Annotated in this window: 19 protein-coding genes and 3 pseudogenes; 14 read left to right on the forward strand and 8 right to left on the reverse strand. The window is 59.3% G+C overall.

The features are described 5' to 3' along the window. Positions 1-223 precede the first annotated feature (223 nt). Positions 224-1,111, reverse strand: a complete 888-nt coding sequence (locus tag A3AY_RS0107135; RefSeq protein WP_026203199.1) for a LysR family transcriptional regulator — start codon at positions 1,109-1,111, stop codon at positions 224-226. Between the two features lie 161 nt (positions 1,112-1,272). On the opposite strand from A3AY_RS0107135, the pseudogene A3AY_RS34635 reads away from it, so the two are divergent. Further along, positions 1,273-2,168 (forward strand): annotated as a pseudogene (locus A3AY_RS34635) (DMT family transporter). 153 nt (positions 2,169-2,321) lie between these two features. Here A3AY_RS34635 and A3AY_RS0107145 read toward each other — a convergent pair. The 4 genes from A3AY_RS0107145 to A3AY_RS0107160 are packed head-to-tail and all read right to left on the reverse strand — an operon-like array spanning position 2,322 to position 5,563. Next, positions 2,322-3,053, reverse strand: coding sequence for a transporter substrate-binding domain-containing protein (locus tag A3AY_RS0107145; RefSeq protein WP_018324999.1), 732 nt, complete (start codon positions 3,051-3,053; stop codon positions 2,322-2,324). 35 nt (positions 3,054-3,088) lie between these two features. Next, on the reverse strand, positions 3,089-3,856 hold the full coding sequence (hpaI, locus tag A3AY_RS0107150) for a 4-hydroxy-2-oxoheptanedioate aldolase (RefSeq protein WP_018325000.1): 768 nt from the start codon (positions 3,854-3,856) through the stop codon (positions 3,089-3,091). A gap of 9 nt (positions 3,857-3,865) precedes the next feature. Further along, complete coding sequence (hpaH, locus tag A3AY_RS0107155) at positions 3,866-4,648, reverse strand: 2-oxo-hept-4-ene-1,7-dioate hydratase (protein WP_018325001.1); 783 nt, start codon at positions 4,646-4,648, stop codon at positions 3,866-3,868. Positions 4,649-4,669: 21 nt separating this feature from the next. Then, positions 4,670-5,563, reverse strand: a complete 894-nt coding sequence (locus tag A3AY_RS0107160; protein ID WP_018325002.1) for a dioxygenase family protein — start codon at positions 5,561-5,563, stop codon at positions 4,670-4,672. Between the two features lie 289 nt (positions 5,564-5,852). Between A3AY_RS0107160 and A3AY_RS0107165 the strand changes: the two genes are divergently transcribed. The 10 genes from A3AY_RS0107165 (at position 5,853) to A3AY_RS0107210 (ending at position 13,308) form a co-directional block, all read left to right on the forward strand. Next, a complete protein-coding gene (locus A3AY_RS0107165) occupies positions 5,853-6,593 on the forward strand; it encodes a GntR family transcriptional regulator (protein WP_018325003.1) in 741 nt (246 codons plus the stop codon). After that, on the forward strand, positions 6,594-7,415 hold the full coding sequence (locus A3AY_RS0107170) for a sugar phosphate isomerase/epimerase family protein (RefSeq protein WP_018325004.1): 822 nt from the start codon (positions 6,594-6,596) through the stop codon (positions 7,413-7,415). 76 nt (positions 7,416-7,491) lie between these two features. Next, the gene (locus tag A3AY_RS0107175; RefSeq protein WP_018325005.1) at positions 7,492-8,160 is read left to right on the forward strand and encodes an amino acid ABC transporter permease; all 669 of its coding nucleotides are present in this window, start codon (positions 7,492-7,494) and stop codon (positions 8,158-8,160) included. 11 nt (positions 8,161-8,171) lie between these two features. Next, positions 8,172-8,822 (forward strand): amino acid ABC transporter permease, encoded by a 651-nt coding sequence (locus A3AY_RS0107180; protein ID WP_018325006.1) that lies wholly within the window; start codon positions 8,172-8,174, stop codon positions 8,820-8,822. A 42-nt stretch (positions 8,823-8,864) separates the two neighbouring features. Then, positions 8,865-9,707 (forward strand): transporter substrate-binding domain-containing protein, encoded by an 843-nt coding sequence (locus A3AY_RS0107185; RefSeq protein ID WP_018325007.1) that lies wholly within the window; start codon positions 8,865-8,867, stop codon positions 9,705-9,707. 64 nt (positions 9,708-9,771) lie between these two features. Continuing rightward, on the forward strand, positions 9,772-10,494 hold the full coding sequence (locus tag A3AY_RS0107190) for an amino acid ABC transporter ATP-binding protein (RefSeq protein WP_018325008.1): 723 nt from the start codon (positions 9,772-9,774) through the stop codon (positions 10,492-10,494). A gap of 11 nt (positions 10,495-10,505) precedes the next feature. Further along, entirely contained in the window at positions 10,506-11,384 is an 879-nt protein-coding gene (locus tag A3AY_RS0107195) for a shikimate dehydrogenase (protein ID WP_018325009.1), read from the forward strand. A 25-nt stretch (positions 11,385-11,409) separates the two neighbouring features. Further along, the gene (locus A3AY_RS0107200; RefSeq protein ID WP_018325010.1) at positions 11,410-11,778 is read left to right on the forward strand and encodes a 5-carboxymethyl-2-hydroxymuconate Delta-isomerase; all 369 of its coding nucleotides are present in this window, start codon (positions 11,410-11,412) and stop codon (positions 11,776-11,778) included. A gap of 28 nt (positions 11,779-11,806) precedes the next feature. Next, positions 11,807-12,256, forward strand: a complete 450-nt coding sequence (gene aroQ / locus A3AY_RS0107205; protein WP_018325011.1) for a type II 3-dehydroquinate dehydratase — start codon at positions 11,807-11,809, stop codon at positions 12,254-12,256. Positions 12,257-12,270: 14 nt separating this feature from the next. Continuing rightward, complete coding sequence (locus A3AY_RS0107210) at positions 12,271-13,308, forward strand: Gfo/Idh/MocA family protein (protein ID WP_026203204.1); 1,038 nt, start codon at positions 12,271-12,273, stop codon at positions 13,306-13,308. Positions 13,309-13,609: 301 nt separating this feature from the next. On the opposite strand, the gene A3AY_RS37485 is transcribed toward A3AY_RS0107210, so the two are convergent. Continuing rightward, complete coding sequence (locus tag A3AY_RS37485; protein WP_083925909.1) at positions 13,610-14,080, reverse strand: BA14K family protein; 471 nt, start codon at positions 14,078-14,080, stop codon at positions 13,610-13,612. Between the two features lie 198 nt (positions 14,081-14,278). Between A3AY_RS37485 and A3AY_RS41155 the strand changes: the two are divergent. After that, positions 14,279-14,850 (forward strand): annotated as a pseudogene (locus A3AY_RS41155) (ATP-binding cassette domain-containing protein); the annotation flags it as partial. Between the two features lie 244 nt (positions 14,851-15,094). Here A3AY_RS41155 and A3AY_RS0107220 read toward each other — a convergent pair. Together A3AY_RS0107220 and A3AY_RS41375 are read right to left on the reverse strand one after the other, a co-directional pair. Further along, positions 15,095-16,864, reverse strand: a complete 1,770-nt coding sequence (locus A3AY_RS0107220) for an adenylate/guanylate cyclase domain-containing protein (RefSeq protein ID WP_018325014.1) — start codon at positions 16,862-16,864, stop codon at positions 15,095-15,097. 278 nt (positions 16,865-17,142) lie between these two features. Next, positions 17,143-17,308, reverse strand: a pseudogene (locus A3AY_RS41375) (transposase); the annotation flags it as partial. Positions 17,309-17,557: 249 nt separating this feature from the next. Between A3AY_RS41375 and A3AY_RS38980 the strand changes: the two are divergent. Both A3AY_RS38980 and A3AY_RS34645 read left to right on the forward strand, forming a co-directional pair. Beyond that, positions 17,558-17,827, forward strand: a complete 270-nt coding sequence (locus tag A3AY_RS38980) for a hypothetical protein (RefSeq protein ID WP_154663256.1) — start codon at positions 17,558-17,560, stop codon at positions 17,825-17,827. Next, positions 17,802-20,282 (forward strand): hypothetical protein, encoded by a 2,481-nt coding sequence (locus tag A3AY_RS34645; protein ID WP_018325016.1) that lies wholly within the window; start codon positions 17,802-17,804, stop codon positions 20,280-20,282. The genes A3AY_RS38980 and A3AY_RS34645 overlap by 26 nt, the downstream gene beginning before the upstream one ends. Positions 20,283-20,294 lie beyond the last annotated feature (12 nt).

The raw sequence follows: 20,294 nt of genomic DNA on the forward strand, positions 1-20,294 counted from the left end.
GAGTTGTGCGAACAGCCCAAAGTGGACGTACAGTGTGGCAAACGCGATGTCTGCTTTTGGTGTTACCGAGGTGACCACTCGAATAGGAGACTGACTGCTTCTAGGAATTAAAGCGGGTGGTGTGTACGACGGGCATGCGCGCAACGGCGGCCATATCTTTCGATATCCGAAGCGACCGGGACGCGTCAATCGACATATGTCCTTCGTAGTTGCGTCACTGGCATCAGCGGACGAGAGCCAAACTTCCGTGACGGCCAATGTCCCTCTCAATCTCGCCGACCAAGCTGTCTAGCGCCGGGTTCCTCGATTTCCTTGCTCGGCGCACGACATACGCCAGAGCTGGCGGCGGAGGTAGCCGTCCAATGAAAACGTGCATCTCGCCACGGATATGGCGGTCGCTCAGGAGAGCCACGCCCATGACCGCGTTGACGGCCGAAACGATGCCGGCGGCGCTCGAGCACTCGAAGATGGTCTCGAGAACCGCGTCGTCCTGGCCGATGTCGAGCGCCCACTGACGGTAGAAGCACTCGTCGTCAAACGACAGAAACGGAATCGGGCCGTCCTGCTGGAGCGCCAAATCCGGATGCTTCACCCAGTGAAGGTCTTCACGAAAGAGGACAACGTCGGTCGGTCGCACGTCATGGCTGAAGACCTGAACGATTGCGGCATCGAGCTCGCCTCGTTCGAGCATGGCGCGCAGGACGAGGCTCATACGGACCTTGGTACGGACCGAGACATTCGGATGCAGACGCCGAAACCGTCCCAGAATACGGGCGAGGTCGGTACACGCCGTGTCTTCGGTGAGGCCGAGCGCAAGCCTACCCGCGAGCGGGATTTTCGAAAGGCTGAGCAGAGCCTCGTCATGCAGACCGAGGATACGCCCGCCGTAGTCGAGCAAGTCTTTTCCCGCAGCGGTGAACATCGGACCGCCCGACTTCCGGCCGAGCAGTTCGCAGTCGAGGCTGAGTTCCAGTCGCTTGATCTTATGGCTCACGGCGGACTGAGAGAGGCCCAGGGCGACCGCTGCTCTAGTAATGCCGCCATGCTGGCGGATTGCGGAAAGCGCCCGCAAAGCGTCGATCTCGAGGCGGCGACTGTTGAGTTCATTCATGACCATATCCGTTTCGTTCTCTCCAGTGAGAAGCGTATCACGAACTACGCCACTCATGACACTCATTTGCTAAATGTCATGCAGCCATCGAAATTTGTCATGTGCGGCGTATTGTGCGATCCGCCTATCGGTAGATCGTAATCCTCGCAACAGAGCGCTTAATGACCGACATCTCTCTTCCTTCCGCCACCGCGCGCCGCCACCAACTGCTATGGCCATTGCTCGCCACTCTCCTAATCATCGGATGGAGTTCAGGCTTCGTCGGCATCCGGTATGCCAACCAGGAGGCAAGCGTCATGCTTCTGCTGTTCTGGCGGACATTGCTTTCGGGACTGATCCTTCTGCCCTTCGCATTGGCGATCGGGCCGAGCATATCCATGCGTCGGTCAGAGATCAGGCCCTGTTCGGCGTTATGGCCGTGTTCCTGTATCTGGGAGGCTTCGCGCTGGCTATCGAACAAAAAGTCCCCACGGGGCTGGTCGCGCTCATCGCCGATCTTCTTCCGCTGGCGATCGCCGCCCTTTCGCAACCCGTCCTCGGCGAACGGCTGACCGCACGGCAATGGCTGGGCACTGTGATTGCCGTCATCGGTGTTCTGATCGTATCTTTCGACAGCCTCAATATCGGTACGGCCCCGGTCTGGGCATACGGATTGACGGTGGGTTCCATGCTGATATTTGCTGTCGCCTCGGTCCTGCACAGGAGACACAAAACGCAGCATATGCCTGTCCATCAGAGTCTTTGCATCCAGACACTGATCGGTTCGGGACTCTTCGGCCTGTGCGCGTTGACGCAGGGCAGCCTTGCTCCACCGTTGACCCGTGATTTCGCGGTCGGCATGGTCTGGCTCGTTCTGATCGCAACGTTCCTCGCCTACGCCGTCTACTACACCAGTCTGCGGCTGTTCCCCGTGGCCAAGGTCAGCGCCGCCATCTATCTCAGTCCACCCGTGACGATGCTATGGGCCTGGATGTTGTTTTCAGAACCTCTGACGGTCACGATGTTCGCGGGGCTGGCGGTGACGTTGGTTGGCGTGGGGATAACTTCGCGCGGCTAAGCACTTGCGGACTTCGGAGTCCGCAATGGCAAATAGCGACCTGCGTCTCAATTGCTCGCCTTAAAGGGAGATCTGAACCCGGCGATGCCTTAGCCACATGGTTTAAGTGCTTGGTAGAACGCGCTTCGGCGTCTAACGCCCATTTATGAACCGCTATTGCTCTGCCAAAGCAACGCCAATGCTTTGTGCATGGCGAACGACATTTTCCGAAAAGCCTTGTTGACGAGCCTCCTCGACAAATTCTCGCACCAAGCGACCTGCTACATGGCGCGAACAGCTCACAGCGATCGTTTGCCTGATAATCAGGAACGGTTCCGCCAAGACACGGAAACCGTTGCGCTCCGCCGCGAAGCGCTCAAGCGCTTGCCGCACGCCCGCCGCTGCGTGGTGTTTGCCTTCGGCAAGCAGCTCAAGGCCTTCCCCCGGCGTAGAAGAGTGAATAATTTTGGCGTGAGCGAGACGTCTGGCCAAATAGAGATCATAGGCAGCGTTACGAGTGACGCAGATTTCCACACCCTCCGCGTCGACGTCTTGAAAGGTGCGATACGGTGCTGCCTCACGAACCACAAGCGTGCCCTCGATCAACGCATAGGCAGGCGAAAATAGTAGCCTGTCTTCGCGCGCCGGATCGGCGGCCAGGAAGGCGATGTCCCACTCGTTCTGATCGACCCGGGCCAGGATACTGGCTGCCGATGGATAGGCGACGAATTCGACTCGGCATCCGAGGCGCTCTGCAAACTCTCTGGCGAGTTGTGGACTGACGCCTTCAAAGGTTTCCGTCTTTGGATCGAGTTGCACCAAAGCGATATTCGCGAGGTTTACCGCCGCCCGCAGATAACCTTTCGGCATCAGCGCGTTGAGCAAAGCTGCCCTATCGTCGGCCATGTTTCGATCTCCTACGGGACGGCGCAATCTTGCGGTCACTGTTGCCTGAATTTTGCGGCCAGCGCCTCGGTCCCGCGGGCGAGAAGGCCGGCGTCAACACCGACCGCGGTAAAGGTAGTTCCAAGTTCGATACAGCGCGTAGCGAACGTGGTGTCCGGTGTCAGGATGCCGGCCGGCTTGCCAAGAGCCGCAAGGCGACTGATCGCATCCTCGACCGCAGCCACGACCTCAGCATGGCCAGGTTCGCCCGTATGTCCAAGGCTAGCGGCAAGATCCGCCGGGCCAATGAAGACACCATCGACACCGTCAACCTGTGCAATCCCCTCCAATGCCTCCAGTGCCGCACGGGTTTCCAACTGCACCAGCAGGCACAGTTCCTCCTCAGCCCGCTTAGCGTAGCCGGTGACACGCCCAAAACGCGTGGCTCGCGTTAGCCCGGACACGCCGCGGATACCGGCAGGTGGATAGCGCATGGCGGACACCGCAGCCTCGGCTTCCTCCCGATTCTGAACATAGGGAATGAGCAGTGTCTGCGCACCGATGTCGAGGTATCGCTTGATCAGCACCGCATCATTGCTGGCAGGCCGCACGATCGCCGAGACATCGTAGGCCGCGACCGCCTGCAATTGCGGCAGGACTGTCAGCACATCGCCTGGTGAATGCTCGGTGTCGAACAGCAGCCAGTCGAACCCGGAGGGCGCGACGATCTCCGCGGCATAGCTGCCCGGCAGGCTGCACCAGAGACCGATCTGCTGCCTCTTTTCGCGTAGCGCTCGCTTGAAGCGATTTTCCGGAAGATTCATGTTTTTCACCTATACAAAAGCGACGCCGATCGCACCGACCGGGCCATAGTCCGCATGGATGACGTCTCCCGCCGTGATATCGACAGGCCGCGTGAAAGAACCCGCCAGCACGATCTGCCCCTTCTCCAGCTTGCCGCCAACCGCATGGAGCTTGTTGACCAGCCAGGCGATGCCTGCCGCGGGATGTCCCATGACGGCCGCCGAAACGCCCGACTCCTCGATGATCCCGTTCTTGGCGAGCGTTGCGCCGATCCATCGGATATCAACATCCATCGGACGGATGACACGGCCACCGACGACGATAGCGCCGAAGGCGGCATTGTCGGCGATAGTATCGGTGATCGCGCGGGGGACCTCTGTTCTGTAATCGATGATTTCGAGTGCCGGAACGATGAATTCAGTGGCTCGCATAACGTCATAGATGCGCACATTTGGGCCTTGAAGATCTTCGCCCATGATGAAAGCCAGTTCAACCTCGAGCCGCGGCTTGATGAAAAGGTCGGCCCTGATCTGGGCACCGTCATTGAACAGAGCGTCGTCGAGGATGCGTCCATAGTCCGGCTCGGTCATCTTCGACGCCATCTGCATGGCGCGTGAGGTCAGTCCGATCTTGTGCCCCGCGACGCGCGCACCCTTGGCAATCCTGCCTTCCGCCCAAAAATCCTGAATGCGATAGGCGTCCTCGATCTCAATCTGCGGATAGGTCCTGCTAAGCTGCGGGATCGGCACCCGGCTTTCCTCGGCGGTCAGCAAGGACTGTGCCGCAGCGCGGCGCTCGTCATCCGTCAACATGGGGGTCGTTCTCCCGTTTGCTTATTTGATTGGTGCGCGCGGCAGGACTGCCTCGCCAGGCTCCATCACGTATGTGTATTCCAGTGAAAACCAGGGAACGTTCACATTCGGATCGTCTGGATGCGGTTCGTCATGCCGCACGAAATCTCCGGTCAGCGCCGAGGTGACGCCGAACTGAACGTCGGAATCTATATTCGGATCGCTCGGGTCGAAGACCTGCGAAATCAGAGTCTTATACCCTTCCTTGAAGATCAGCGCGTGCAAGTGCGCCGGGCGATAGGGGTGACGTCCCTGCGTCTTCAAAAGCCGGCCGACGACACCGTCCACCGGGATTGGATAGCCCACCATCTTCACCGTGCTGAACCAGAAGCGGCCCTCCGCATCCGTCGTGAATTTGCCCCGCAGGTTCATCTCGGCCTGATCAGGATCCTGGTTCTCGTAGAGACCGATGGGCGACGCGTGCCAGACATCCACTTCGGCGCCGGCAATGGACCTGCCTTGCGCATCCACCACCCGCGCGTGAACGAACAGCGGCGAACCCGGCGTATCCGACCGGATGATGGTGCCGCCATTTTCAACCCGCGGCGAGTTGAGGCGCCAGAAGGGGCCAAGCAACGACTGGGACGTTTCGGTCTGCCCCTGATCGCCATTGTTGAGCAGGCAAACGAGCGTTGAAACACCCAGAGACCCCGACATCAGGACGAACTCGTTATGGCTGTCCGTCTGCAATTGGCCGATTTCGTTGAGGACGGCTGTTGCCTCGCGAAATTCCGGCTCCGTCAGGCGGACCTCCCGGACGAAGGCATGCAGATGCTTCACAAGCGCCGTCAGTATCTCGCGAAGCCGATCATCTGCGGTCTGCTCCATCACCTGCAGAACAGCGGCCGTCACATCCTCTTGCGTCCGTATCACCATCTTACACCTCCCTGCGCCCGCAGACGTTTTCTTAAATCATCGATTATTTGTCAAGCGGACAGCTGCTGCACCGTCAGCAGTTTTTGCGAAAAACCGCTGACGGTGACGCCAGATCACCCAATCATATAGTTGATGTTATTATGTAAATGATAGATTGGAGTTTTTTGTGGACAGAAATTGGAGAATTTTTCGCCAAATCGTTTGACACAAATAATCGTTTATTATATCGATCGTCGATAATGAAGCCCGCCATCGGAAACCGCGGCGGAGCCATCTGGGAGGATGTCGATTGCGATCAGGGCCTGACAGCCTCATTTCGGAAAACGGCGCGGAGGCGGCAACGCCCAGCCCGACGTTTTTGGATGACGGCAAGAACACGATTGCCAGCCAGTTGGTGTCGCGCTTGCGCGAAGCCATCATTTCCGGCCAGCTCGAAGCAGGCAGCAAGATCAATCTCGATCGGGCAAAACAGAGTTTTAGCGTCAGCCTCAGCCCTTTGCGCGAGGCACTGGCCCGTCTGATTTCGGACGGGCTAGTCGAGTTCGAAGACAATCGCGGCTACCGCGTATCGCCCGTTTCGCTATCGAACCTCGAAGAGATTACCAGTTTGCGCGAGGAATTCGAAACCTATGCGTTGCGGGAATCGATGCGCGTCGGCGATGTCGATTGGGAGGGCAATGTCATGCGCGCGCTGCACCGCCTGAACCGCACGGAACGGGATGCCTCCAAACCCGAAACGCTTGAGCAATGGGAAGCCGTTCACCGGGAGTTCCATCTCACATTGATTTCGGGCTGCCGCAAACCGCTGCTTCTCGGTTTCTGCAAGACCATGCTCAACCTGAACGACCGCTATCGGCGCACTTTTCTGACCCGCACATCCGGCGACCGCAATGTCAGCGTTGAACATAGCGAAATCGCGCAAGGGACCGTGGCACGGGACATGGACTATGCCTGCGACAGGCTGCGCGAACACATTCATCGCACCGGCACAAATCTTCGAAAGCATCTCGCTGAAAAGGGGATCGCCTGAATGGAGACCCGGGAGGAATTCATGTCAGCCAACACTTCGCTGGGGGTCGCGCATTTTTCAGCGATCGACGTCGAGCCGGCGAAATTTGTGTCGCTTGCCGCCGCAGCCGGCTTTTCGTCGGTCGGCCTGCGCCTTCATCCGGCATTTCCCGGCGCTCCCTATTATGAGCTGCCGACCGGAAGCCACGCGGCGCGTGACGTCAAAGCCCGTCTGGATGGTGAAGGGATCTCGCTCTACGACATCGAATTCGTTGTCATCGGACCGGACTTCGATGCCGCTGCTCTGACGTCAGTGCTGGAGGCCGCAAGCGCGCTTGGTGCGCGACGTCTCAGTGTTTGCGGCGACGACTCAGATCGGGAGCGCCTTGTCGCCAATTTCGTGGCGCTTTGCGACCTCGCGGCCTCCTTCGGCATGGGGGTCGATCTTGAGAACATGGGCTGGCGCACCGTCGCCAGCTTTGATGACAGCCTGTCGATCGTGCAGGAATCGGAACGGGGCAATGCCGGTGCGCTAGTAGATGCTCTGCATTTCTTCCGCAATGGCGGCCAAGCCAACGATGTCTCTGCCGCCCCCCAAGGCACGATCAGGAGTATTCAGCTCTGCGACGCCCGCGGTCCCGCGCCGATAACGGCGGATCAAAAAGTCAGCGAGGCTAGAACAGGGCGCTTTGCACCGGGGCTAGGTGAGCTTCCCGTTGCGAGCCTGATGAGAGTGCTGCCCGCAGGCGCTGCGGTCTCGGTGGAGGTGCCGATCCATCCCAGCCAGGCGCCGGAGGAGCATTTGCGTCACCTTCATGATGCCGCCCGAGCGTTGACCGGCTAACCAGAAGCACAGCGCAAAACGGATACCACACACGAAGACAGGCAGAGGAGCCCGTCGGCGGGGGAGAGATATTGTCATGAATTACGTGCTGGATTTCAGCGTTGTCTTCGAAAAGATGCCCGACCTGCTGATGGCGGCTCTGGCAACGATCGGCTTGGCGCTGGCCGGCATGTCGCTGGCGCTGGTGATCGGCGTCATCGGGGTCGCGGCCCGAACATCGAATATCCGTCCTCTGCGCGCGGCCGTCATCGCCTTCGTCGAAGTGGTCCGCAATACCCCGTTCCTGGTGCAGATCTTCTTCATCTTCTTCGCCCTACCGATGATGGGCATTCGCCTCAACCCTACGGTCACGGCGATCATCGCGCTGGCCATCAATGGCGGTGCCTATGCGATCGAAATCATTCGTGGCGGTGTCGACAGCATTCACAAGGGTCAGGTCGAAGCCGGCCTGGCACTCGGCCTGCACAAGGCGCAGGTGTTTCGCCTGATCGTGCTGAAACCGGCGCTTCGAGCAATTTACCCCTCGTTGACCAGCCAATTCGTCATGCTGACGCTGACGACATCGGTGTGCACGTCGATCGCAGCCTATGAACTGACTTCCGTCGCACAGATCATCGAGTCCGATACGTTCCGCAGCTTCGAGGTCTATTTCACGATCACGCTCATGTACCTCGTTATCTCCTGGATGATGATGGGGCTGTTTGCGCTGATCTCGCGGCGTTTCTTCAGCTATCCGGTGCGGTGAGGAGCAGGACAATGGGTGTTATCGGCCAAAACGAAATGCTTTTCCTGCTGCAGGGTCTGAAGTGGACATTGCTTCTGTCTGCGATCGGCTTCATCGGCGGCGGCATAATCGGTCTCGTCATCGCGCTTGCCAGGACGTCTGCACATTCCGCGCTCCGCAAGACGGCGGCGGGCTATATCTCCATCTTCCAGGGCACGCCGCTGCTGATGCAGCTCTTCGTCGTCTACTACGGCATTGGGCTTCTCGGCTTCAGCATCGAGGCCTGGGTGGCCGTCGCCATCGCCTTCACGCTGCATGCCAGCGCCTTTCTCGGCGAGATCTGGCGCGGCGGCATCCAGGCAATCCCGAAAGGCCAGACGGAGGCGGCCAATGCGCTGGGTCTCCACTATGTGTCGCGGATGAAGGATGTTGTCCTTCCCCAAGCGCTCAAAATCTCGCTGCCAGCAACCGTCGGTTTCCTCGTCCAGCTCATCAAGGGCACGTCGCTTGCCGCCATCGTCGGCTTCATCGAACTCGCCCGCGCCGGACAGATCGTCTCGAACCAGACGTATCGACCATTGCTGATCTTCGGCATCGTCGGCGCAATCTACTTCATCATTTGCTGGCCCTTGTCTCTCTATGGGGGCCGGCTCGAAAATCGGATGGCAAAGGCCGCCCGGTAACCAACGAACGCACAAGCTCTATCAACCAAGGAGGAGAAGGTAATGATCAGCAGCTTCAAGACCGGCCTGAAGCGCCGTGGAATTCTGTTCGCAGCCGCAGCCCTGGTGATGGCCCCATGGCTGTCGCCGATGTCTGCCCAGGCCGCGACAGTGGAGGAGGTCAAAGCCAAGGGCAAGATTGTCGTCGGCATTCAAGGCGACAACGCGCCCTGGGGCTTCGTCAATTCGAGCGGCGTTCAGGACGGCTTCGATGCCGACATCGCCAAGCTTTTCGCCAAGGAGCTGGGCGTGGAGGTCGAATTTGCACCGCTCGCGGTCGCCAATCGCATTCCGGCACTTGTCACCGGCAAGGTCGATATCCTGTTTGCGACCATGGCGATGACGGAGGAACGAGCCAAGTCCATCCAATATAGCAAGCCGTATGCTGGCAACACAATTTCGCTTTACGGACCGAAGGACAAGAAGATGGCCGAAATCGGCGATCTCGCAGGCCTGGAGATCGGCGTTCCAAAGTCAAGCTCGCAGGATAAGGCGGTGACTACTGCTGTCGGCGATACGGCGACCGTCCGGCGTTTCGATGATGATGCCGCCTCCATCCAGGCGCTGCTTTCCGGCCAGGTGCAGGCGGTTGGCGGCAACCAGTTCTACCTCGACCGTCTGGAAGCGGCCAGCGCCGGCACATATGAACGCAAGATCGATTTCCTCACCACATTCAATGGCGTCGGAACACGACTTGGCGAGAAGGACTGGAATGAAACCGTCAACGCCTTCCTCGACAAGATCATGGCGAATGGCGAGCACGCCAAGGTCTACGCGAAGTGGATGAAGGTGGACGTTCCGAAGTTCCCCGTATCCATCCCGAACATCCCCTTCACCATCAACTGATACACGTTCTACGCAGGAGATCGCCGTGCCGCACGCTGCTGACACTCGAAGCCCGCTTCTTTCCATGGAAGCCGTGGATAAATGGTACGGCGCATTCCATGCGTTGAAAAACATCAACCTTAAGGTTCGCAAGGGCGAGAAGATCGTACTCTGCGGACCGTCAGGCTCCGGCAAGTCCACGCTTATCCGTTGCATCAATGCGCTCGAGAAGATCGAGAAAGGCACGATCATGGTCGAGGGCACAAAGCTGGATGACAGCGGCAAGTCGATCGACGCCGTCCGGCGCGAAGTCGGCATGGTATTCCAGAGCTTCAACCTGTTTCCGCACATGACCATTCTAGAAAACTGTACACTCGCCCCCATGCGGGTGCGCGGTACAAATAAGACTGATGCCGAGAAAATCGCCCGCAAATATCTCGAGCGCGTTCGCATTCTCGACCAAGCCGACAAATACCCCGCCCAACTTTCCGGCGGACAGCAGCAACGCGTTGCCATTGCGCGTGCGCTGTGCATGGAACCAAAAGCTATGCTCTTCGACGAGCCGACCAGCGCGCTCGACCCTGAGATGGTCAAGGAAGTCCTCGACACGATGATCGGTCTGGCCAGGGACGGCATGACCATGATTTGCGTCACCCACGAAATGGGCTTTGCCCGGCAGGTGGCCGACCGGGTCATCTTCATGGCCTCCGGCGAGATCATCGAAGAAGCGCCGCCGGAAACATTCTTCCGCAATCCGTCGCATCCGCGCACCCAGGCATTTCTCGGCGAAATCCTGGCCCATCATTAAGGCGTCCGCACATGACGGTTTCAAACGAAACGACGACACGCGCTGTGTTGGTGGTGGGACTGATCGGCGCGGATATCCAGATGTCGAAATCCCCTGCCCTGCACGAGCGCGAAGGTGCGCTTCAGGGGCTCGACTATCGCTATGAACTCCTCGACCTTGTAGCGCGCGGCCTTCCGGCCACCGCCCTGCCTGATCTTCTGGCGGAAGAGGAAGCACGCGGCTTTGCCGGCACCAACATCACCCATCCGTGCAAGCAGACGGTGATTGAGTACCTCACGGATCTTTCCGACGATGCCCGCATGCTGGGCGCGGTCAACACCGTCGTGTTCGAGAATGGAAAACGCACCGGGCACAACACGGACTGGTACGGTTTCTATGAAAACTTTCAGCGCGGCCTTCCCGACGTTCCGCGGCATCGAGCTGTTCTTCTCGGCGCCGGGGGCGCCGGCGTCGCGGTCGCACATGCCGCGATGAAACTTGGCATCGAGCGTCTCTCGATTTTCGATCAGGACGTTTCCCGTGCGGACCGTCTGGCCGAAGATTTGAACAGCCGGTTTTCTGCCGAACGGGCTTTTGCGATCACTGATGTGGGCGAAGCGATGCGGAGCGCCGATGGCCTCATCCATGCAACGCCCACTGGAATGAAGAACCATCCCGGGCTGCCGATCGAAGAGAGCTGGCTGGAGCCCCATCATTGGGTCGCCGACATCGTCTACATGCCACTGGTAACCGAGCTTCTGGCGCTTGCCACCCATCTCGGCTGTCGCACCCTGCCAGGCGGCGGGATGACAGTGTTTCAGGCCGCGGCCGCGTTCAAGCTCTTCAGCGGTATCGAACCCGACGCCGAACGCATGAGCAGCCATTTCACCGACCTGTGCAGAGCCTCCTGATTCAGGTAGGCGAAGGAGGGACAGGATGCCGCACATCGTAATCGAATACAGCGAGGGAGCCGGACGCCGCCTTGACATGCCAGCGCTGGTGAAGGCCGTTCATCGGAGCGTACGTGACAGCGGCGCCGTCAAGCCGAATGCCGTTCGCACCTTTGCACGCGAAGCGACCCATTCGCTGGTTGCCGACGAGCATCCCGACAATCAGTTCGTGCAGATCATCCTGCGCATCGCGCCCGGACGCTCTGCGGCCGAAAAGCGAGCAATATTGCAGATAGTTTATGACGCAGCCGAAGGCGTCGCACGTCCGGCACTTGACGAGGGGCGCTGCGCCCTGCGTGCCGATCTCATCCAGTCGGATCCCGATTTTGCCATCCACGAGACAACACTGCCGTGACCATTCCGGCAATTCGAAAGGAAGAAGAATGAGCCTGATCTACGTCCTCAATGGCCCGAACCTCAATCTGCTCGGCAAGCGCCAGCCACATATCTACGGCCACGAGACGCTCGCCGATGTCGAAGCCGATTGCCGCCGGGTAGCTTCCGAACTCGGTCAGGACATCCGCTTTCATCAGAGCAATCGTGAATACGAAATCATCGACTGGATCCACGAAGCACGCGAGGTCGCGGCCGGCATTGTCATCAATCCAGCCGCCTTCACCCACACCTCCGTCGCCATTCTCGACGCCCTCAACACCTTCGAGCAACCGGTCATCGAGGTGCATATTTCCAACGTCCACAAGCGCGAGGCCTTCCGCCATCATTCCTTCGTTTCGCACCGCGCTGACGGCGTCATCGCAGGGCTCGGAACCGAAGGCTATCAGCTTGCGATCCGTCGAGTGGCAAGCCTGATCAAGTCTGGCGATAAGAAATGACGGGACGGGCTGGCATGGAACGGAAGGTGAAACTTGCGGTGCTCGGCGCTGGCCTGATTGGCAAGCGCCATATCCAGCACGTATTGGCCGAGCCGCAGGCAGAACTTCTGGCCGTCGTCGATCCGATGCAGCTCGGGCAGCAGATCGCGCAGGAATCGGGCGCTAAATGGTTTCCAAGCTTTACGGCAATGATCAATACGGATCGTCCCGACGGCATCATCGTCGCAACGCCCAACCAAATCCATGTCGCCAACGGTTTGGAGGCCATCGCCGCCGGCGTGCCGGCCCTCATCGAAAAGCCGATTGCCGATAACATCGCGGACGGTGAAAAGCTAATCGGCGCCGCGCAAGCTGCTGGCATTCCGCTTCTGGTTGGTCACCACCGCCGCCACAATCCGATCATCCAAAAGGCGAAAAAGATCATCGACAGCGGCGAACTTGGACGCGTTCTCGTAGCCAACGCTATGTTCTGGCTATTCAAGCCGGACGACTATTTCAATATCGACTGGCGACGCCAGGCCGGAGCCGGTCCCGTTTTCCTCAATCTAATCCACGACGTTGACAACCTCCGCTATCTCTTGGGCGACATCGTTGCTGTTCAGGCGCGCGAATCCCACATTGTCCGCAGCAATGTTGTAGAAGAAACGGCCGTGATCCTGATGGAGTTCGCGAGCGGACTGCTAGCGACAGCGTCGGTCTCCGATACGGTCGTCGCGCCTTGGAGCTGGGAGATGACGACGGGCGAAAATCCGGCCTATCCGAAGACGGAAGAGGCATGCTACCTCATCGGCGGATCTCACGGATCCCTGTCAATCCCGTCACTCGATGTGTGGAAGAACGGCACGAAACGCAGCTTGTGGGAGCCGTTTGAGACACATCGTGTTGAATTTGAGCACGAAGACCCCCTGGCGCTGCAGATCCAGCAATTTTGTAAGGTGATCCGCGGTGAAGAACCGCCGCTGGTTACCGGGCGCGACGGACTGAACACACTGAACGTCATCATGGCCATCAAGCAGTCGGCGGACAGCGGCGAACGCATTGTCCTGGGATAGCGTGGCTAGAATGGCGACATCGAACGGCACGAGGCCCGATCGGACGGCTCCGCCTTCTCCTGGCCTTCCACGCGCCGATGAGCGGTTATCAGAGGCGAGAACGGTCCAACTCCGGCGCGGGAAACTCCTCGCGGTCAAAACGCAACTGCCCAAAGGTCATTTCATGCCAAGGACCGAGGATAAGAGCGGCATCAGCTAGACGGCTGCCCAGCGGTTCGCGGCGAAAGAGGCGGAGCAGCCAGAGCGATCATCGACGTCACCCGGTCTACGGGCGCTAACTCCGTCTCGATAGCGCCTCGGATCAATAGTAGGGTGAAATGCACTCCTGGCGCGGTCCATAATACGGCTGGAACGTGTTATCGTAGGCTTGATACGAACGATAGCGCGCGTAGCACCATTCGATATGGGCCGAACTAGCGTCGGAATAGGCCCCGCGCGGGGGCGACGCGATCGCTCCGCCGAGGGCCAATCCCGCTCCGAATGCGGCCAGCGGATACCACCAGCCATCGTTGTGCTGACGGTAACCATCCCGATGGTAGCGATAGCCCCGGTAGCCATTGTAGTTACCGTAGCGTGGGCCGGCGCTGTACCGAGGGCTGCTGTAGCTGCGTGCGTGCGGCGGGCCGCCACGGTGGCCGGGTTTGTGATGGACCAAGTCCACCCCCTGAGAACTCGAGGGCATCGACACAGGTGGCACAGGCATTGCCTGCGCAGGCATCACGTCCGTAAAAGCCGTAGCAGCTGCAACTAACAATGCACCAATCTTCTTCATCAGCTCACCCTAACAGTTTGGTTGGGTCATATTCGGGTGCTTGCGATGAACCTGGGATGAACGGCTTTGGATGCCTGTCGTGCCGAATTGCTGCACATTTGCCTCTATCAGCGGCCATCAACCTTTGTCAAACGGCCTGGTTCATGAGCCTCCGAAACAGTCGTGCAAACCGGCGAAACTCGACCTCCTCACCGTCGGCACCGGCGGCTTCAGACGACGATGGTCTATGTCACCCACGATCAGGTGGAAGCGATGACGATGGCCGATCGCGTCGTTTGATGAACCACGGACGGATCGAACAGGCAGCCGATCCGATCACACTCTACGAATCCCCGAAAAACCTGTTTGTGGCGGCGTTCATCGGGGCACCCAGCATGAATTTCGTCGAAGGCCGCCTCGAAAAATGTGATGAAGGGCTGCTCTTCCGGGCAGAAGGAGGCGTTGAAATCGGGGTTTCCCAGGAATACAGGGGACGACTGGCTAAAGCCGTGGATCTAACCGTGGTTCTCGGGATCCGGCCGGAGCATACGATGAACACCGATACTGACTAGCCCAGGATCCGTTTGCACGTCGCCGAAATCGAGCCACTTGGCCCGCATACTGGCAATCGGCAAGGTCGGCTCAGCGGCCTTCACCGCACAGTTCACGCTTCGTCGCGGGTAAAGCCCGACAACACGATTGACGTGCCGATCGACACAGCGAAGATAAATTTCTTTCGGAAAAGCTCCGGCGATAATCTTCTGGTAAATGGCGAAGCGGAGCGGTCTTAAACAAATCGCCTTGCCCCCCGGTTGTAGCGCATTGTCGTAAAAGTTGAGTTCTGCGACTGTACAAAAGTCAGTTGCAAACCGTTGCTTTGATCGGGAGTTTTCGCGACAAGGAGGGTCGCGAGAGGTGGTTTTCTTCTGTAGCTTCCCTCGATCGGAACGAGAAAGAAGCGCCAGCACCGGTCATTGCTCATCTTGAGCGGGTGGCTGCAGAAGGTGCAAGACCGGACACTCGCCCGGCCTGAAATTACACCAGGCCGGCCTTGCGAAGCCCGTCCACCACTAGCTCGAAATCGTCGGGGTTCTTGTAGGGCAACACTTTGCGACGGTATTCGAGGGAGTAGTTGGGATTGACCCGGAACACCTCCTGCCAAGCCGCGCGGGCCTCGTCTAAACGGCCCAGATGGCCGTAGCTCGCCGCTAGGAGCGCGCGCGAGACGTCGGTAACGGGATTGCGGGTCAGCCGCTCTTTCAGCAAGCCAACCGCCTGTTCGTACCTTCCTAGGTGAAACGACGCCAAGGCTTGGAAGTGCAATAGCACATCCGGAAAATATGGGTTCAAGACCTTCGCCCGATCGAAATACTTGAGTGCCTCGTCGGCCCTGGCCGAGTAATTCAGTGCCTCGCCCAGGCTGACGTGTCCTTCAGCGAAGTTCGGATTGAGGACTATCGCACGTTGGGCCTCCGTGATGGCCACGTCGTGCCGTCGCGAATACAATTCGACGATGCTCAGCGCCCAGTGCGCCCTGGGATCGCGATCATCCAGTGCAACCGCCCGCGTCGCAAGCTCTTCCGCTTGCTCACGCGAATTCGGCGGTGACGGGCTCCATCCGTTCAAATAGTCAAGTACGTGCGTAAGGGCCAGGAACGCGTGGGCCGAGGCGAAATTCGGGTCCAGTTTGATTGCACGTTGCAAAAGGTCCCGGGCGGCGACGTTCGTCTCCTTCGTAAGCCGGTGCCACAGCTCTCGGCCACGCAGGAAATAGTCATACGCCTCAAGGTTGCCGGTGTGCTCGGGCGCCAGACGCTGCCGGTCGCCCTCCGTCAGGTTGATCGCTAGTGCGCCAACGATCTGCTGCGTGACGTCGTCCTGCACCGCGAATATGTCGGTGAGGTCGCGATCGAAGCGCTCCGCCCACAGATGTCCGCCCGAGGCTGCGTCGATAAGCTGCGCCGTGATGCGCACCCTGTTTCCCGATTTGCGGACGCTGCCTTCCAGCACGTAGCGTACGCCGAGGTTTCTGCCGACCTCCTGCACGTGAACGTTCTTGCCCTTGAACGTGAACGACGAATTGCGGGCGATGACGAAGAGCTGCGGCAGCTTAGAGAGAGATGTGATGATGTCTTCGGAAATTCCGTCGGCGAAATATTCCTGCTCGGCATCACCGCTCATGTTGGCGAAGGGCAGCACGGCGATCGACAGCTTCGGCGGCAGTTCCGTCGTCGGCCGGCTTGTCACCGGCTGTGAGGTCGCGATTGCCTTTGCGTCGGTGGTGCCGACACGCAGCGAATACACCCGGATCGGCTCGGCGATGTTCTTGAGCTGCGTGTTGCCAAGATCGCTGACTGAGAGGTCAAGCCGCGCCTTAACCTGGCGATAGGCATCCTCGGATAGGCAGATGGCCCCTGGCGCAGCGACACCCTCCAGACGCGAAGCGATGTTGACGCCGTCGCCCATCAGGTCGCCGTCGCTTTCCTCGACCACGTCGCCGAGATGAATTCCGATCCGGAACTCGATGCGGCGGTCCTGCGCCACGCCAGCATTGCGCTCGACCATACCGCTCTGCACCTCAATGGCGCAGCGCACGGCGTCTACTACACTGCGGAACTCGACCAGCGCCCCATCGCCTGTGCGCTTGATCACGCGTCCGTTGTGCACGGCGATGGTCGGATCGATCAGGTCGCTGCGCAGCGCCCGCAACCTGGCCAAAGTACGGTCTTCGTCTGCGCCGGCCAGCCGGCTGTACCCGACCACGTCGGCAGCCAGGATCGCGGCTAGCTTGCGGTTCTCGCTCACAGGACCATCTCCTCGTCTCCACAATAACAGGAAGACACAGGGAAGAGGAAATTTTCGGGGTGCCGTTCAGAGTGACTTTGGGTGAGATCAAGGCTCCACCGGCTCAACGTGTAAACCATGATAAGGCGCGAAATCTATCTCCGTCCGACGCCTGCTTCTGTGCATCGGTCAGATCGCTTCCTGATGAGCCAACGTGTCCCTGTAGAGTAGAATCGGAATGCGGTCAGACGCCTGCAATTGACTGCGCCATAGATGGCCTAGGCCCATCGACCGCCGCCGCGCAAATCGGTCTTGCGCGGCTGGCCCAGACGCCGTGGCGCAGGCAGGAACGGTGGAATGAATTCCCATTCGCGATCCGTAACATCGCTTGCAACGGCTCGTCCGACGGACATAATTCCGCCGGGTGGTTTCAGTCCAAGCATCGTGATCTCCATCGAAGCAAATGCGAAGGAAACACAACTGGCTGAAATCACCTACATCTTTTGAGGCCAGCCTCTAATCCAAAAGCGTTAACTTGCAACAACGCTACCCCTTTGTGATTAACGCCTAAGAATAGCTTGAAAAAAACCGAATATTAGAGCTCCCTAAAAAATAAGCCGCCGCTATCGACCCAGCACGGAGCAGGATAGAGAGTCGGGTGCGCTCTAGTACCGAGAGAGATGGCTGACGACCTCGTTCTGAATGAGGGGTGCCTTGCGCGAACACGCGAAGGCAATACAGCAATGCTGGCCACGAAAAGCGCCACAAGCAGATTATTTCAATCGCACAGCGATTTTAACTGGATTTGCGGCCAGCAACTCTCTGCGTGTCCTTTTTTTGCTGGCAGCCCGTCGCTGCCAATTTCCCAACGACAACCATGACAGCAAGTGCGCCCTGGCGACTCCAGCGAACCCAGCCAAAGGACTTACTGACGATCATTTAATGAGGGAGAAGAACAATGGCTATCACGATCACAGCGACTGACGAGCTTGTCATTCTCGACGAGACTGACGGCCTTCAGAACGCGACCGCAACACCGTCCCCCGCGGGCGACGCAGATGACAACGACATCTTGAGCAGCAGCCTGCCGGTGGCATTTTCGGGCCGGCTGACCTTCTACGGGCTGACGCTCGATGAGGCAGCGCTAAGCGGTTACAGCGGCGCCGTCGCCGACACTGGCGACAACATCCTCAATGTCACCGGCGCTACGGCGTCTACCGACTTCGCGCTCACCGCTAGCGGTGGAGCCGGGTTCCCGGATTATGAGACAGGCGCGACGTCCACCTTCAGCAGCGGTTTGTCTGCGGTGGCTGGCGACGGGACTATCACGGAAATTTTTCTCTTCACCGATCCGACCAACAATAACATCGTCTACGGCGTGGCCGGGGACAGCGGCGACGATCCCATCGTGTTCGCGGTCTATCTCGACGAGATTAAGACATCCGGTATCACTACCGGCGCCAAACTGTGGACCGTGCTCGCGGACGGCTACACGCTGGCACACAACACGGATGGCAGCACCGTTGCTGATCATGACGACTCTCTCGACCTGACGAACAAGCTGTTCGTCGCCGCCGTCGCGGAGAACGACTTCCCCTTCGCAGGCGCGCCTTCGGGCCAGAACCTCTTCATGATGTTCGGAACCACGTCGCTGGCAATCCTCGTGACGGGCGAGGATCCGGCCAACGAGTCGGCCGGCCAGCAGGTGTCGAATGACGGCGACACCGTCAATACGGGCCAGGGCGGCGGTGCCACCACGCTCGGCACCGAAGGTCAGCAGATCAAGGCCCAAAAGGCGCTGGTCGTCACCTTCGTCGCGGGCGCCAATTCCGAGTTCCTCGTTCCGGGCCTAGTCCCGTCCGAGGCAACCGACGAGGCTAGCATCGATTTCACCGGCTATGCTCAAGGCGTTCGGGGTGCCGAGATCACCATCTCGCAGATGACGCCGGGCAGTGCCAGCACGACCGCGACCGTGGAGATTCAGGCCTATCTCACGGCAGACGGAACGGGGAACAACTATATCGACGATGACCCGCTCGTAACAGGCGATACCAAGGTTAATATCGAGTCGGTGCACGTTATCCGCGGAGGGATCGACGTAACCGACACCCTGACCGTCACGATCTCGGCCAACACGGCCACAATTACGGGCGTGAAGGACGATGATGTCATCCAGTACACAACCACTGACGACCACAATCGCGTACTGGTCCGGAACGACCAGCCGACACAAGGCCCAGGTAGCAACGTCGCCTTCGATCTTGGCGGCGTCACAATCACTCAGGTTTCGAGTGACGTCGAAGAGGTCGGTTCGAAGGTCAAGTTCGAGGATGACGGGCCGACCGTCACGGTGAACGACATCTTCGGAACCTTCACCGAGGATCCTCAGACCGGCACCTGGGATCACGCGCCCGGGGAGGACGGGTTCAAAGTTGACGGCGACGGGTTCCTAAACGTGACCTTTGACAGCTACGAGATCGATGCCAATGGTCCCGTCGCCGGCAGCGCGCTCACGAAGACGGGCGATTTCACCTTCACCGGGTCGATCACAGACGACTTCAACGGCGATGGCGACGATGAGACGGTGGGATTCACGCTGACCTTCGATCCGGACACTGATCAATATACGTTCGTGATGGACAACCCGCCGACGCAGGTCATCCAAAGGGATACCACGCAGGGGGCGCTCAAGGCTGGCGGTCCCGATCCTGTGCAGACGCTGCTGTTCGGCGGCAGCGACGCGAACGCTGACGATGTGGTGTTCTTCGGTGCCGTCGCGACCGCGCCGGCGTCGGGTGTCACGGGCAACACGCCGCCGAACGACCTGCTCGATCTGATCGTGAACGGCGCACCGGACCTGACAGAGGAGCAGATCCAGGCGTTCCTGACCCCGACGAACCAGATCCCGACGCTGATCAACGGCGGAACACAAATGAACGTGTCGACCTCGGGCATCGGCGTCAACAACAATAATCTCGACGGCACAGCCACGGGAATCCAGGCGGGCGACGAAAGTTTCGTCTTCAACCCCGAGGAAGTCGTGGACAGCGTGACGGTCTATATCGACAATTCCGTCGGCGGCTATACCCCGCCAACAGAGGAGCTGTACTACACAGTTTATTTTACCGACGGGACCGTCAGCAGCAATAACTTGGTCACGGCGGCTATACTGCAAAATGCGCCCCGCAAGGATCCTAACATTCCCGACGTGGCCGAGGGCGGGAAGTTCTTTGTTATCGATGGCGGCACCAAGCAGATCGATGCGGTCCAGCTCACAATGGGCGCGGGCACCGTTAAGATCCCGGTGATCCAGTGGACGATCGAGGAGGAGTTCAATCCGCAGCCCCTCAGCCTCGACTTCACGGCGACGCTGTTCGATGGCGATGACGACTTCGACAGCGACACGTTCTCGATCGATCTGGTCGACGCGACCGTCTGATACGCTGGCGAG

It is taken from the genome of Rhizobium giardinii bv. giardinii H152, from assembly GCF_000379605.1.
In the GTDB taxonomy this organism is placed as follows: Bacteria; Pseudomonadota; Alphaproteobacteria; order Rhizobiales; family Rhizobiaceae; genus Pararhizobium; species Pararhizobium giardinii.

What these genes read in the sequence shown, in the direction of transcription:
- A3AY_RS0107135 (WP_026203199.1), bottom strand. Translation starts at nt 1,111, where the DNA reads ATGAATGAACTCAACAGTCGCCGCCTCGAGATCGACGCTTTGCGGGCG.
- A3AY_RS0107145 (WP_018324999.1), bottom strand. Translation starts at nt 3,053, where the DNA reads ATGGCCGACGATAGGGCAGCTTTGCTCAACGCGCTGATGCCGAAAGGT.
- hpaI (WP_018325000.1), bottom strand. Translation starts at nt 3,856, where the DNA reads ATGAATCTTCCGGAAAATCGCTTCAAGCGAGCGCTACGCGAAAAGAGG.
- hpaH (WP_018325001.1), bottom strand. Translation starts at nt 4,648, where the DNA reads ATGTTGACGGATGACGAGCGCCGCGCTGCGGCACAGTCCTTGCTGACC.
- A3AY_RS0107160 (WP_018325002.1), bottom strand. Translation starts at nt 5,563, where the DNA reads ATGGTGATACGGACGCAAGAGGATGTGACGGCCGCTGTTCTGCAGGTG.
- A3AY_RS0107170 (WP_018325004.1), top strand. Translation starts at nt 6,594, where the DNA reads ATGGAGACCCGGGAGGAATTCATGTCAGCCAACACTTCGCTGGGGGTC.
- A3AY_RS0107175 (WP_018325005.1), top strand. Translation starts at nt 7,492, where the DNA reads ATGAATTACGTGCTGGATTTCAGCGTTGTCTTCGAAAAGATGCCCGAC.
- A3AY_RS0107180 (WP_018325006.1), top strand. Translation starts at nt 8,172, where the DNA reads ATGGGTGTTATCGGCCAAAACGAAATGCTTTTCCTGCTGCAGGGTCTG.
- A3AY_RS0107185 (WP_018325007.1), top strand. Translation starts at nt 8,865, where the DNA reads ATGATCAGCAGCTTCAAGACCGGCCTGAAGCGCCGTGGAATTCTGTTC.
- A3AY_RS0107190 (WP_018325008.1), top strand. Translation starts at nt 9,772, where the DNA reads ATGGAAGCCGTGGATAAATGGTACGGCGCATTCCATGCGTTGAAAAAC.
- A3AY_RS0107195 (WP_018325009.1), top strand. Translation starts at nt 10,506, where the DNA reads ATGACGGTTTCAAACGAAACGACGACACGCGCTGTGTTGGTGGTGGGA.
- A3AY_RS0107200 (WP_018325010.1), top strand. Translation starts at nt 11,410, where the DNA reads ATGCCGCACATCGTAATCGAATACAGCGAGGGAGCCGGACGCCGCCTT.
- aroQ (WP_018325011.1), top strand. Translation starts at nt 11,807, where the DNA reads ATGAGCCTGATCTACGTCCTCAATGGCCCGAACCTCAATCTGCTCGGC.
- A3AY_RS0107210 (WP_026203204.1), top strand. Translation starts at nt 12,271, where the DNA reads ATGGAACGGAAGGTGAAACTTGCGGTGCTCGGCGCTGGCCTGATTGGC.
- A3AY_RS37485 (WP_083925909.1), bottom strand. Translation starts at nt 14,080, where the DNA reads ATGAAGAAGATTGGTGCATTGTTAGTTGCAGCTGCTACGGCTTTTACG.
- A3AY_RS34645 (WP_018325016.1), top strand. Translation starts at nt 17,802, where the DNA reads ATGGCTATCACGATCACAGCGACTGACGAGCTTGTCATTCTCGACGAG.